This window comes from Pseudoalteromonas sp. AWH4_217, from assembly GCF_056161105.1.
In genome coordinates this window covers 1-14,714 of the sequence record NZ_JBSWYM010000017.1, presented here as the reverse complement: position 1 = coordinate 14,714, position 14,714 = coordinate 1, and the positions used below count along the sequence as shown (strand labels likewise).

Here is a 14,714-nt window from a genome sequence, read left to right as displayed (position 1 = left end):
TTACGATGACGCACAAAAAGACAGATTTTTTAATTGGGAAGCCGTCTGAGTACGCGTCCTCGCGCGCACAAGGCTAAGACCCACATAACGAGGTATTATCATGGCTAAAAAAGTTGAAGCTTTAATCAAGCTACAAGTTGCTGCTGGTATGGCTAACCCTAGTCCTCCAGTAGGTCCTGCACTAGGTCAACACGGTGTAAACATCATGGAATTCTGTAAAGCGTTCAACGCACGTACAGAGTCTATCGAGAAAGGTGCACCGGTTCCTGTAATCATTTCTGTTTACAACGACCGTTCTTTCACTTTCGACATGAAAACTCCGCCTGCTTCTTACCTTCTTAAGAAAGCAGCTGGTATCAAGTCTGGTTCTGGCCGTCCTAACACTGAGAAAGTGGGTACTGTTACTCGCGCTCAGCTTGAAGAGATCGTTGAGACTAAACGTCCGGATCTTACTGCTGCTGATATGGACGCAGCTGTACGCACGATCGCAGGTTCTGCACGTGCAATGGGCTTGAACGTAGAGGGGTAATTGAGAATGGCTAAATTAACTAAGCGTATGCGTACTATCCGCGAAAAAGTGGATGTTACTAAAGAATACGAAATCAACGAAGCTGTTGCTCTTCTTAAAGAACTGGCTACTGCTAAGTTCGTTGAAAGCGTAGACGTTGCTGTAAACCTGGGTATCGATGCTCGTAAATCTGACCAAAACGTACGTGGTGCAACTGTACTACCTCACGGTACTGGTCGTGAAGTACGCGTAGCAGTATTCACTCAAGGTGCAAACGCTGACGCAGCAAAAGAAGCTGGTGCTGATCTGGTAGGCATGGAAGACCTTGCTGAACAGGTTAAGAAAGGCGAAATGAACTTTGACGTAGTTGTTGCTTCTCCGGATGCAATGCGCGTAGTTGGTCAACTAGGTCAAATCCTAGGTCCACGTGGCCTTATGCCTAACCCTAAGACTGGTACTGTAACGCCTAACGTTGCAGAAGCAGTTAAAAACGCGAAAGCGGGTCAGGTTCGCTACCGTAACGACAAAAACGGCATCATCCACACCACTATCGGTAAGGTTGATTTCGACGCTAACCAGCTTCAGGAAAACCTGGAAGCACTTATCGTTGCGCTTAAGAAGGCTAAGCCTTCACAAGCTAAAGGTACTTACGTGAAGAAAGTAAGCATCTCAACGACTATGGGCGCGGGTGTTGCTGTAGACCAAGCTACTCTAAACACGCAAGTGGCTTAATTTAGAGATAAGCGTTTACATGGCGTAAAAATTAGACTATAATTTTGCGCCATTTCGTTGAGAGCTTAGCTCAAAACGAAGCAAAGAATTCGGGTTGAAGCGCATAATTTCGGCACTTTGCAGACTTTATAGTCTACAATGATCCGATAAATTGCGTTTCCGTCCAAGACCGTAGGTGTAACTTAGTTACTTAATTCCCTACGTAGACGGTGTGAATCCCAGCTAGATTTTCCTAATCTTCTGGTTCTCGCCGTAAAAAGCAGCTCACAGTCGCAAGACGATGAGTAAAGTAGAACTGGGACACGTTCCCATCATAACCAGGAGTAACACCCATGGCTTTAAATCTTCAAGACAAAAAAGCAATTGTTGCTGAAGTCAACGAAGCTGCCAAAGGTGCTCTGTCTGCAGTTGTTGCAGATTCTCGTGGTGTAACAGTAGATGCGATCACTGCACTTCGTAAAGAAGCTCGTGAAGCAGGCGTATGGATGAAAGTTGTCCGTAACACCCTAGCTAAGCGCGCTGTCGAAGGTACTGACTATGAGTGCCTTAACGAATCGCTAGTGGGCCCAAGCCTAATCGCTTTCTCTTCAGAGCATCCAGGTGCTGCAGCTCGTATCTTCGCTGATTTCGCGAAGAAGAACGAGTTGTTCGAACTGAAAGCGGCTGCATTTGAAGGCAATGTTGTTGACGTAGACATGCTAGCTAAGCTGCCTACTTACGACGAAGCTGTTGCACGCCTAATGAGCGCTATGAAAGAAGCGTCAGCTGGTAAATTGTGTAAAACAATTGAAGCTGTACGTGTTCAGAAAGCTGAAGCAGCTGCTTAAATAGCACGCTTCTAACTTTCACAAATAAATTTTTAGAACCCCATGGTTCGTGATTAATTAGGAAACTTAAAATGTCTGTAACTAAAGACCAAATCCTTGACGCGATTGCTGAAATGTCAGTAATGGAAGTTGTTGAACTAGTTGAAGCAATGGAAGAAAAATTCGGCGTAACTGCAGCTGCTGCTGTTGTTGCTGCTGGTCCTGCTGAAGCTGCTGAAGAAAAGACTGAGTTCGACGTAATCCTAGCTGGCGCTGGCGGTAACAAAGTTGCTGCTATCAAAGCTGTACGTGGTGCAACTGGTCTTGGCCTTAAAGAAGCAAAAGCTCTTGTTGAGTCTGCTCCTGCGCCAATCAAAGAAGCTGTTTCTAAAGAAGAAGCTGAAGCACTTAAGAAAGATCTTGAAGAAGCTGGTGCTGAAGTTGAGATCAAGTAATCTGGCATTTGCTAGGTTCGCTGCCTGAGCAATCAGGCAAGGGCTGGTGATTATTTAATCACCGGCCCTTTTGCGCTATAGAGCGACGCTTTCCTGTTGCGCAATAAATTCCTATGTTTTTTCTTATTTTTCAATCTGTTAGTAGTATTTTGAAAGTGAGTGACTCATAGGACGACAATTAGATGTTGTTATCATGGCTTAGATGCCAATGAAGTCTGTTCTCCATGAACAGGTTGGGTCAAAGATCAGCAAGCTGAGGAACCCCATGGCTTACTCTTATTCTGAAAAGAAACGTATCCGTAAGGATTTTGGTAAACGTCCACAAGTTTTGGACATACCTTTCCTTTTGCAAACGCAGTTGGAATCGTTCAAAAAGTTCATTACACCGGACGCTGATGGTGATACCGGACTGGAAGCGGCATTCCGTTCTGTGTTCCCGATCAAAAGCTACTCGGGCAATTCTGAGCTTCAATACGTTAGCTATCGTATTGGAGAGCCAGTATTCGATGTAAAAGAATGTCAAATTCGCGGTGTGACTTTTTCTGCTCCACTTCGCGTAAAACTTCGTCTTGTGCTAATGGACAAAGATGCACCAGGCACAGTCAAAGACATTAAAGAGCAAGAAGTTTACATGGGCGAAATCCCGCTCATGACTGACACAGGTACTTTTGTTATCAATGGTACTGAACGTGTTATCGTTTCTCAGCTACACCGTTCACCTGGTGTATTCTTTGATAACGACCGTGGTAAATCACACTCGTCGGGTAAAGTACTATATAACGCACGCGTGATCCCTTACCGTGGTTCGTGGTTAGACTTTGAATTCGATGTAAAAGATAACCTGTTTGTACGTATCGACCGTCGTCGTAAACTGCCTGCGTCAATCATTCTACGTGCTCTTGAGTTCTCAACTGAAGAAATTCTTGGCATGTTCTTCGAAACCACTGCGTTCGAAGTGACAAACGGCAAAGTGATGATGGAATTGGTACCATCTCGACTACGTGGTGAAACCGCTGCTTTTGATATTAAAGATGCAGACGGTGAAGTCCTGGTTGAACAGGGTCGTCGTATCACAGCCCGTCATATAAAAACAATCGAGAAAAAGGGCATTGACCAGCTTGAAGTACCGCATGAGTACATCATTGGTCGTGTGGTTGCGAGAAACTACATCGATGAATCAACGGGTGAGATCATTGCAGAAGCAAATGCTGAGCTGTCTCTGGAGTTGATGGCCGAGCTTGTGAAAGCGGGTCACACTAAAATTGATACCCTGTACATCAACGATGTAGACAGCGGTGCTTACATGTCGGAAACTGTGCGCATTGACAGCACATCAAACCGTCTTGAAGCGCTGGTAGAAATCTACCGTATGATGCGCCCGGGTGAGCCACCAACAAAAGAAGCAGCAGAAGCGTTGTTTGACAACCTGTTCTTCTCTGACGAGCGTTATGACTTGTCAACGGTTGGTCGTATGAAGTTCAACAGCCGTGTTGGTTATGACACTGACACAGGCCCTGGCACGCTGAGCAAAGAAGACATTGTTAGCGTGATGAAGGTGTTGATCGACATCCGTAACGGTAAAGGCGATGTGGACGATATCGACCACTTAGGTAACCGTCGTATCCGTTCTGTAGGTGAAATGGCAGAAAACCAGTTCCGCGTTGGTCTGGTACGTGTTGAGCGTGCTGTACGTGAGCGTCTGAGCTTAGGTGATCTGGATAACGTGATGCCTCAGGATCTGATCAACGCTAAGCCTATTTCGGCTGCCGTTAAAGAATTCTTTGGTTCTTCACAGCTTTCTCAGTTTATGGACCAGAACAACCCGCTGTCAGAAGTAACGCACAAGCGTCGTATTTCTGCACTTGGTCCGGGTGGTCTGACTCGTGAACGTGCTGGCTTCGAGGTTCGAGACGTACACGTTACTCACTACGGTCGTGTTTGTCCTATCGAAACGCCTGAAGGTCCAAACATCGGTCTGATCAACTCATTATCTACTTATGCACGTACTAACGATTATGGTTTCCTTGAAACACCATATCGTAAAGTCGTGGATGGTGTAGTAACGGATGACGTTGATTACCTGTCTGCAATTGAAGAAGGTCAGTTCGTAATCGCACAGGCGAACACTAACCTGACTGAAGAAAACCAGTTTGCAGAAGAGCTGATCCCATGTCGTTATAAAGGTGAGTCAACCTTTATGCCAAGCGATAGCATCCAATATATGGATGTATCTCCACAGCAGGTTATCTCTGTGGCAGCGGCACTTATCCCATTCCTTGAACACGATGATGCGAACCGTGCATTGATGGGATCGAACATGCAACGTCAGGCTGTACCAACACTGCGCGCAGACAAGCCGCTGGTAGGTACAGGTATCGAGCGTACGCTGGCAAAAGACTCTGGTGTAACCATTGTTGCTAAGCGTGGCGGTGTGGTGAAGTATGCTGATGCAAGCCGTATCGTTGTTAACGTGAACGAAGAAGAGCGCGTACCTGGTGAAGCAGGTATCGACATCTATAACCTGACTAAATACACCCGTTCTAACCAGAACACCTGTATCAACCAAAAACCAACTTGTATGGTTGGTGAGCCGGTTGTACGTGGTGACGTTCTGGCGGATGGTCCTTCGACTGACCTGGGCGACCTGGCTCTTGGTCAAAACCTGCGCGTGGCATTCATGCCGTGGAATGGTTACAACTTCGAGGATTCAATCCTACTGTCAGAGCGCGTTGTTCAGGAAGATCGTCTAACTACGATCCACATCCAGGAACTACAGTGTATTGCGCGTGATACTAAGCTTGGTCCGGAAGAGATCACCGCTGATATCCCGAACGTGGGTGAGTCTGCGCTAGGCAAGCTGGACGAATCAGGTGTTGTATACATCGGTGCTGAAGTGAAAGGCGGCGATATCCTGGTTGGTAAAGTAACGCCTAAAGGTGAAACTCAGTTAACGCCTGAAGAGAAGTTACTGCGTGCTATCTTCGGTGAAAAAGCGTCTGACGTTAAAGACAGCTCACTACGTGTACCTAACTCTGTTTCTGGTACGGTTATCGACGTTCAGGTCTTTACCCGTGATGGCGTAGAAAAAGACAAGCGTGCGCTGGAAGTTGAAGACATGCAGCTTCGCGAAGCGAAGAAAGACTTCAACGAAGAATTCCGTATCCTTGAAGGTGGTATTCTGACTCGTGCGCGTGATCTGCTGGTACGTGCTGGTCTGAGCGAAGATAAGATCGCAGATCTGAACGCTGAAAAGCTACTGACGCAAAGCCTGGCTGACGAAGAGCAGCAAGCTGAACTAGAGCAACTGGCTGCGCAGTACGACGAGCTGAAAGCTGAATACGATAAGAAGTTCGAGAACAAACGTCGCAAGATCACCCAAGGTGATGATCTGGCGCCGGGCGTACTGAAGATCGTTAAGGTTTACCTGGCTGTTAAGCGTCGTATCCAACCGGGTGATAAGATGGCGGGTCGTCACGGTAACAAGGGTGTTATCTCTACTATCGTGCCTGTTGAAGACATGCCTTACGATGAAAGAGGTCGTACGGTAGACATCGTTCTGAACCCGCTGGGTGTACCATCGCGGATGAACATCGGTCAGATCCTGGAAACTCACATGGGTCTTGCTGCACGCGGTATCGGTGAGCGCATTGAAGACATGATGAAAGAGCAACGTGAACTACACGAAATGCGCGATTTCATCAAGAAAGCTTACGAAATCGGTGATTGCCGTCAGAAAGTCGATATTGAAAACTTCTCTGATGATGAAATCCGCCGTCTGGCAGACAACCTTAAAGGTGGTCTACCAATCGCAACACCTGCGTTTGACGGTGCACGCGAAGCTGAAATCAAAGACATGCTAGAGCTGGGTGGTTACCCACGAAGTGGTCAGGTAACGCTATATGATGGTCGTACTGGTGATGCATTTGAGCGTCAGGTAACGGTTGGCTACATGTACATGCTGAAACTGAACCACCTTGTTGATGACAAGATGCACGCACGTTCTACCGGTTCTTACAGCCTGGTTACTCAGCAGCCGCTGGGTGGTAAGGCACAGTTCGGTGGTCAGCGTTTCGGTGAGATGGAGGTCTGGGCACTCGAAGCATACGGTGCTGCCTACACGCTACAGGAAATGCTGACAGTTAAGTCGGATGACGTAAATGGTCGTACTAAGATGTATAAGAACATCGTAGACGGCAACCATAAGATGGAGCCGGGCATGCCGGAATCATTCAACGTATTGTTGAAAGAGATCCGCTCGCTGGGTATCAACATCGAATTGGAAGAAAGTTGATCCGCCGGGCCGCCTAAGCGGCCCAGACCGGACTGAAAAGAATGAAGGGGCAAGCCCGGCTTGCCCTCAAGATTAACTCCGACAGGAGAGCTAAGGTGAAAGACTTACTTAAGTTTCTGAAGCAACAAAATAAGACCGAAGAATTCGATGCAATTCGCATTGGTCTTGCTTCGCCGGACATGGTGCGTTCATGGTCCTACGGTGAGGTAAAGAAACCTGAGACAATTAACTACCGTACTTTCAAGCCTGAGCGTGACGGCTTATTCTGTGCCCGTATCTTCGGCCCAGTAAAAGATTATGAGTGTTTGTGTGGTAAGTACAAGCGCTTGAAGCACCGTGGTGTGATCTGTGAAAAGTGTGGCGTTGAAGTTACACTGACTAAAGTACGCCGTGACCGCATGGGTCACATTGAGCTGGCCAGCCCAGTTGCACACATTTGGTTCCTAAAATCATTGCCGTCTCGTATCGGCCTGATGCTGGACATGACGCTTCGTGATATCGAGCGTGTACTTTACTTCGAGTCATTCGTTGTAACTGAACCTGGCATGACGACGCTTGAGCGTGGCCAGCTGTTAGGTGAAGAAGAGTACCTGGATGCTCTGGAAGAGCACGGTGACGAGTTCGAAGCTAAGATGGGTGCCGAAGCGGTACTTGATCTGCTACGTGACCTGGATCTGGGCCAGCTGATCGCTGAAATGCGTGAAGAGCTGCCTACTATCAACTCTGAGACCAAGCGTAAGAAGATTACTAAGCGTCTTAAGTTGATGGAAGCGTTCCACCAGTCAGGTAACAACCCTGAGTGGATGGTAATGAGCGTACTACCTGTACTGCCACCTGATCTACGTCCACTTGTACCACTGGATGGTGGTCGTTTTGCGACGTCTGATCTGAACGATTTATATCGTCGTGTTATCAACCGTAACAACCGTCTTAAGCGTCTACTTGACCTGGCGGCACCGGACATCATCGTACGCAACGAAAAGCGTATGTTGCAAGAAGCGGTAGATGCACTACTCGATAACGGTCGTCGTGGCCGTGCGATCACAGGTTCTAATAAGCGTCCTCTGAAGTCGCTTGCAGACATGATCAAAGGTAAGCAAGGTCGTTTCCGTCAAAACCTGCTAGGTAAGCGTGTAGACTACTCAGGCCGTTCTGTAATCACAGTAGGTCCAACACTGAAATTACACCAGTGTGGTCTGCCTAAGAAGATGGCACTTGAGCTATTCAAGCCATTTATCTACGGCAAACTAGAGCGTCGCGGCATGGCGACAACCATCAAAGCTGCGAAGAAGATGGTTGAGCGCGAAGTACCAGAGGTTTGGGACGTACTAGATGAAGTTATCCGTGAGCACCCGGTTCTGCTGAACCGTGCACCGACACTTCACAGACTAGGCATCCAGGCGTTTGAACCGGTTCTGATCGAAGGTAAGGCAATCCACCTGCACCCGCTAGTGTGTGCGGCGTATAACGCTGACTTCGATGGTGACCAAATGGCGGTACACGTACCGTTGACACTGGAAGCACAGCTTGAAGCACGTGCCCTGATGATGTCGACCAACAACATCCTGTCTCCTGCGAACGGTGAGCCAATCATCGTACCTTCACAGGACGTTGTATTGGGTCTGTACTATATGACTCGCGACCGCATCAACGCAAAAGGTGAAGGCATTGCTTTCAAAGATGCGAAAGAAGCTGAAAAAGCTTACCGTACTGGCGCTGCTGAACTACATGCACGCGTGAAAGTACGTATCGCAGAAGTCCACATTGATGGCGAAACAGGTGAGCGTAAAGACGTAACTGAAGTGGTTGAAACCACAGTTGGTCGTGCCATCCTGTCTTTGATCATGCCTACTGGCCTGCCGTTTGAGTTGATCAACCGCACGCTGGGTAAAAAGCAGATCTCTGGTTTGTTGAACGAGTGTTACCGTCGTCTGGGTCTGAAAGATACCGTTATCTTTGCTGACCAGGTGATGTACACCGGTTTCCACTACGCGATGAAGTCGGGTGTTTCTATCGGTATCAACGATATGGAAATCCCACCTACGAAAGTTGGTATCATCGAAGCGGCAGAAGCCGAAGTTACAGAAATCAACCAGCAATTCCAGTCTGGTCTTGTAACTGCGGGTGAGAAATACAACAAAGTTATCGATATCTGGTCACGTGTTAATGAAAACTTGTCACGTGAGATGATGGCTAACTTGTCGAAAGACACGGTTGTGAATGCAAAAGGTGAAGAAGAAGAGCAAGACTCTTTCAACTCAGTATTCATGATGGCCGACTCGGGCGCACGTGGTAGTGCCGCTCAGATCCGTCAGCTAGCCGGTATGCGTGGTTTGATGGCACGTCCGGATGGTTCAATCATCGAGACACCTATCACAGCGAACTTCCGTGAAGGTCTGAACGTACTACAGTACTTCATCTCGACGCACGGTGCGCGTAAAGGTCTAGCCGATACGGCACTTAAGACAGCGAACTCGGGTTATCTGACTCGTCGTCTGGTAGACGTGGCACAAGACTTGGTCATCAACGAAACTGATTGTGGTACTCTTGAAGGTACTGTGATGAAGCCGCTGATTGAAGGTGGTGACGTTGTAGAGCCACTACGCGAGCGCGTATTGGGTCGTGTTGTAGCAGAAGACGTGGTTATCCCTGGCACTGAAGAAGTGCTGGTTGAGCGTAACGTAATGCTTGATGAAAAACTGTGTGACCTGTTAGAAGAGCACTCAGTGGACGAAGTAAAAGTACGCTCGGTTATCACCTGTGAAAACGACTTTGGTGTATGTGCTAAGTGTTACGGTCGTGACCTTGCGCGTGGCCATATCATCAATGCTGGTGAGTCTGTGGGTGTTATCGCGGCACAATCAATCGGTGAGCCGGGTACCCAGCTGACGATGCGTACCTTCCACATCGGTGGTGCGGCATCTCGAGCGTCTGCAGAGAACAGCGTTCAGGTGAAGAACAACGGTAGCATGAAGCTGCACAATGCGAAGTTCGTAATCAATACCGACGGTAAGATAGTGATCACCTCACGTTCAACCGAAATTACGGTTATTGACGAGCAGGGCCGTGAGAAAGAGCGCTATAAAGTGCCTTACGGTGCCGTATTGTCAGTGAATGACGGTGCTGAAGTGAAAGGTAACGACATTGTCGCGACCTGGGACCCGCACAGTCACCCAATCATCATCGAGCATGAGTCTAAAGTATCGTTCAGCGACATCGACGATTCTAACACAGAAGCACAGACAGACGAACTGACTGGTCTGACGCGTGTGGTAGTTAAAGACCTTGCTAAGGTGAATGCGAAAGAGCCTAAGCTTATCATTGAAAATGAAGAGCGTGGCCTGCAGGAAATTCGTCTGCCTTCGTTCACTACCATCGAAATCACAGATGGTGCTACGGCTCAGCCGGGTGACGTACTAGCGCGTATTCCTCAGGAAGGTTCGAAGACGCGTGATATCACGGGTGGTCTACCTCGAGTTGCTGACCTATTCGAAGCACGTAAGCCGAAAGATCCAGCAATCCTGGCAGAAATCACAGGTACCGTTAGCTTTGGTAAAGAAACCAAAGGTAAGAAGCGCCTGGTGATCACGCCGGCAGAGGGTGATGCATACGAAGAAATGATCCCGAAATGGCGTCAGCTGAACGTGTTCGAAGGTGAGCAGGTATCTAAAGGTGAAGTTATCGCCGATGGTCCTGAGTCTCCGCACGACATCTTACGTCTACGTGGTGTGACTGACGTATCTAACTACATCGTAAACGAAGTACAAGAAGTATATCGTCTACAGGGTGTAAAGATTAACGATAAGCACATCGAAACCATCATTCGCCAGATGCTACGTAAATGTATCATCATCGATGGTGGTGACAGTGAGTTCCTGGCGGGCGAGCAAGCCGAAGTGGCACGCGTTAACATCGCAAACCGCGAGCTAGAGAAACAAGGTAAGATCCCAGCTAAGTTCGAAATTCAGCTGATGGGTATTACTAAAGCCTCACTGGCAACAGAATCTTTCATCTCTGCAGCCTCGTTCCAGGAAACAACTCGTGTCCTGACTGAAGCCGCAGTAAATGGTAAGAGTGATGAGCTACGTGGTCTGAAAGAAAACGTTATCGTGGGTCGTCTGATCCCAGCGGGTACCGGTTTCTCTTACCACTTAGATCGCATCAACCGTCGTAAGCAAAATGAAGCTGCAGTTGAAGAGCAAACAGTAAGTGCTGAAGAAGCATCTCAGGCACTGACTGACGCACTAAACGCAGACTTGCTTGGCGGCCAAGACTAAAATTGACGAAAAACACGTCAATTACAATAAAAAGGCAGCTTTAACGCTGCCTTTTTAGTTGTTTTGGTTGACAGGTTAAACTTTGCTCATTAAAATTCCGCCACCCATTTATTCGTTCGAATAACAGAGCGTTTAAATTGGCGAAATTTGATTTTTTCAGTAGTAATTTTTATTAATTCAGGAGCTATTTAATGGCAACTATTAACCAGCTAGTACGTAAGCCACGTCGCAGCAAGGTTACTAAGAGCAACTCAGCTGCTCTTAAAGCTTGTCCTCAAAAGCGTGGTGTATGTACTCGTGTATATACAACTACACCTAAGAAGCCAAACTCTGCACTACGTAAAGTAGCGCGTGTTCGTCTAACGAACGGCTTCGAAGTAACATCTTACATTGGTGGTGAAGGCCACAACTTGCAAGAGCACAGTGTTATCCTTATCCGTGGTGGTCGTGTTAAAGACTTACCTGGTGTGCGTTTCCACACAGTACGTGGCGCGCTTGACTGTGCTGGCGTAAATGACCGTAAACAAGGTCGTTCTAAGTACGGTGCAAAACGTCCTAAGGGCTAATGGTTCTCCGTTAGTAAGGCCAAGCACTTAAGTTTTAATTTATATATTTTGTTTTGGGAATTCGTCGTAGTAAGACGAACCTGAAGATACCGGAGAAAGAAAATGCCTAGAAGACGCGTAATAGGTCAACGTAAAATTCTTCCAGATCCGAAGTTCGGATCAGAGCTTCTTGCTAAATTCGTAAACGTAGTAATGCTAGACGGCAAGAAGTCTACTGCTGAAAAAATCGTATATGGTGCGCTAGACGTGGCTGCTGAAAAATCAGGCAAGTCGCACCTAGAAATCTTCGAGTCTGCACTTGATAACGTACGCCCACAGGTTGAGGTTAAATCTCGCCGTGTTGGTGGTTCTACGTACCAGGTACCAGTTGAAGTACGTCCAGTTCGTCGCAACGCACTAGGTATGCGTTGGTTGGTTGAAGCTGCACGTAAGCGTGGCGAGAAATCAATGGGCCTTCGTCTGGCTCAAGAGATGCTTGACGCTGCTGACAACAAAGGCACTGCGGTTAAGAAACGTGAAGACGTTCACCGTATGGCTGAAGCGAACAAAGCATTCGCTCACTACCGTTGGTAATCTGCCCGAGACCTTTAAGAGGATAATATGGCACGTACAACTCCTATTGAGCGCTACCGTAATATCGGGATCTGTGCTCACGTAGATGCGGGGAAAACCACCACTACGGAACGTGTACTTTATTACACGGGCCTGTCTCACAAAATTGGTGAGGTACATGATGGTGCCGCAACTATGGACTGGATGGAGCAGGAGCAGGAGCGTGGTATTACCATTACTTCTGCTGCGACCACGTGTTTCTGGAAAGGGATGGATGCTCAGTTTGATGAGCATCGTATAAACATCATCGATACTCCGGGACACGTAGACTTCACCATCGAAGTAGAACGTTCATTACGTGTACTAGATGGCGCTGTAGTCGTATTATGTGCTTCATCAGGTGTACAACCACAAACGGAAACCGTTTGGCGTCAGGCGAACAAGTACGAAGTACCTCGCATGATTTTCGTCAATAAAATGGACCGTACCGGCGCAGATTTCCTCGCCGTTGTGGATCAGGTGAAAAAGCGTCTTGGCGCTACGCCTGTGCCAATTCAGCTACCAATTGGTGCTGAAGATGAATTTAAAGGTGTTATTGATCTCATCAAGATGAAAGCCATCAACTGGAATGCTGAAGACCAGGGGATGACTTTCAACTACGAAGAGATCCCGGCAGAACTTCAGGAGCTGGCAGAGGAGTGGCGCGCAGAGCTACTCGAATCTGCCGCAGAAGCTTCTGAAGAACTAATGGACAAATATCTTGAAGAAGGTGAACTGAACGAGGCCGAAATTAAGGCCGCGATCCGTCAGCGTACATTGAACAATGAAATTGTACCAATGACCTGTGGTAGTGCGTTCAAAAACAAAGGTGTTCAGGCAGTGCTTGATGCCGTTGTTGAATACATGCCATCTCCAACTGAGGTTAAAGAGATCCAGGGTATCCTGGAAGATGAAAGCGAAGCAACGCGTCCTGCGGACGACAGCGCACCGTTTTCTGCTCTGGCGTTTAAGATCGCCACCGACCCATTTGTTGGTACGCTTACCTTCTTCCGAGTTTATTCCGGCACAGTAGGTCAGGGTGACTCGGTTTATAACCCAGTTAAAGGCAAAAAAGAGCGCTTTGGACGTATCGTTCAGATGCACTCTAACTCGCGTGAAGAGATCAAAGAAGTTCGCGCCGGGGACATTGCTGCTGCAATTGGTCTCAAAGACGTTACCACAGGTGACACGCTTTGTGCCCATGATGCTGTTATCACGTTAGAGCGTATGGAATTCCCAGAGCCTGTGATTTCAGTGGCAGTAGAGCCTAAGACCGTTGCTGACCAAGAAAAAATGGGTATCGCGCTGGGTAAACTGGCGGCGGAAGACCCGTCTTTCAGAGTTGAAACCGACGAAGAATCAGGCCAAACCATTATTTCAGGTATGGGTGAACTCCACCTGGATATCATCGTAGATCGTATGAAACGTGAATTCAGTGTTGAATGTAACGTAGGTAAGCCACAAGTTGCTTATCGTGAAACGATCCGCGGTTCGGTTGAAGCCGAAGGTAAATTCGTACGTCAGTCAGGCGGACGCGGCCAGTATGGTCACGTTTGGTTGAAGCTCGAGCCTATGGATGTTGCTGATGAAGACGCGCCAATTTACGAATTCGTAAATGAAATCGTAGGTGGTACGGTTCCTAAGGAATACATTCCTGCGGTTGACAAAGGCATCCAGGAGCAGATGAAGCAAGGTGTTCTTGCGGGCTATCCTATGCTGGGTGTGAAAGCTACCTTGTTTGACGGCTCGTTCCACGATGTCGACTCAAATGAGATGGCGTTTAAGATTGCCGGCGCAATGGGCTTCAAGAAAGGCGCGCTTGATGCGCAGCCTGTGATTCTTGAGCCTGTTATGAAGGTAGAAGTCACCACCCCTGAAGCAAACATGGGTGATGTCGTTGGCGACCTCAACCGTCGTCGAGGCATAATCGAAGGTATGGAAGACTCATTTGGTGGTCTGAAGCAAGTTAATGCTCAGGTGCCGCTGTCTGAAATGTTTGGTTATGCAACCGATCTTCGTTCTGCAACACAAGGTCGAGCTTCGTACTCAATGGAATTTTCCAAGTACGCAGAAGCGGCGAAAAACGTTGCTGACGCAATTATTGCAGCTCGCGCTGTTAAGTAATTTTAGTTCGGTCCGGTCTTAGGGCTGGACTTTAATTTCTTTATAGGAATTTTGAAAATGGCAAAAGAAAAGTTTGAACGTTCGAAACCGCACGTTAACGTTGGTACTATCGGCCACGTTGACCACGGTAAAACTACCCTAACTGCAGCAATCACTAACGTACTTGCAAAAGTATACGGTGGTGAAGCGAAAGACTTCGCATCAATCGATAACGCTCCAGAAGAGCGTGAGCGTGGTATCACAATCTCAACTTCACACGTTGAGTATGACACTCCAACTCGCCACTACGCGCACGTTGACTGTCCTGGACACGCTGACTACGTTAAAAACATGATCACTGGTGCTGCTCAGATGGACGGCGCGA

10 protein-coding genes are annotated in these 14,714 nt (G+C 47.8%); all 10 read left to right on the top strand.

The genetic code is table 11. The features are described from left to right. Window positions 1-100: 100 nt before the first annotated feature. The gene (gene rplK, locus ACXAH1_RS18940; protein ID WP_010387320.1) at window positions 101-529 is read left to right on the top strand and encodes a 50S ribosomal protein L11; all 429 of its coding nucleotides are present in this window, start codon (window positions 101-103) and stop codon (window positions 527-529) included. Between the two features lie 6 nt (window positions 530-535). Next, window positions 536-1,240 (top strand): 50S ribosomal protein L1, encoded by a 705-nt coding sequence (gene rplA, locus ACXAH1_RS18935; RefSeq protein ID WP_010387319.1) that lies wholly within the window; start codon window positions 536-538, stop codon window positions 1,238-1,240. Between the two features lie 332 nt (window positions 1,241-1,572). Further along, window positions 1,573-2,067: a 50S ribosomal protein L10 gene (rplJ, locus tag ACXAH1_RS18930; RefSeq protein ID WP_010387318.1), complete on the top strand. Its 495-nt coding sequence runs from the start codon at window positions 1,573-1,575 to the stop codon at window positions 2,065-2,067. Between the two features lie 71 nt (window positions 2,068-2,138). After that, window positions 2,139-2,501 (top strand): 50S ribosomal protein L7/L12, encoded by a 363-nt coding sequence (rplL, locus tag ACXAH1_RS18925; RefSeq protein WP_023400585.1) that lies wholly within the window; start codon window positions 2,139-2,141, stop codon window positions 2,499-2,501. A 265-nt stretch (window positions 2,502-2,766) separates the two neighbouring features. Continuing rightward, window positions 2,767-6,792, top strand: coding sequence for a DNA-directed RNA polymerase subunit beta (rpoB, locus tag ACXAH1_RS18920; protein ID WP_253048641.1), 4,026 nt, complete (start codon window positions 2,767-2,769; stop codon window positions 6,790-6,792). Between the two features lie 95 nt (window positions 6,793-6,887). Continuing rightward, window positions 6,888-11,069, top strand: a complete 4,182-nt coding sequence (gene rpoC, locus ACXAH1_RS18915) for a DNA-directed RNA polymerase subunit beta' (RefSeq protein WP_138542970.1) — start codon at window positions 6,888-6,890, stop codon at window positions 11,067-11,069. A 191-nt stretch (window positions 11,070-11,260) separates the two neighbouring features. After that, entirely contained in the window at window positions 11,261-11,635 is a 375-nt protein-coding gene (rpsL, locus tag ACXAH1_RS18910) for a 30S ribosomal protein S12 (protein ID WP_010387308.1), read from the top strand. Window positions 11,636-11,737: 102 nt separating this feature from the next. Next, the gene (gene rpsG, locus ACXAH1_RS18905; protein ID WP_046003850.1) at window positions 11,738-12,208 is read left to right on the top strand and encodes a 30S ribosomal protein S7; all 471 of its coding nucleotides are present in this window, start codon (window positions 11,738-11,740) and stop codon (window positions 12,206-12,208) included. A 27-nt stretch (window positions 12,209-12,235) separates the two neighbouring features. Continuing rightward, on the top strand, window positions 12,236-14,350 hold the full coding sequence (gene fusA, locus ACXAH1_RS18900) for an elongation factor G (RefSeq protein ID WP_054016908.1): 2,115 nt from the start codon (window positions 12,236-12,238) through the stop codon (window positions 14,348-14,350). Between the two features lie 57 nt (window positions 14,351-14,407). Beyond that, on the top strand, window positions 14,408-14,714 hold a 307-nt coding region (locus ACXAH1_RS18895), incomplete at its 3' end, for a GTP-binding protein (RefSeq protein WP_475198770.1).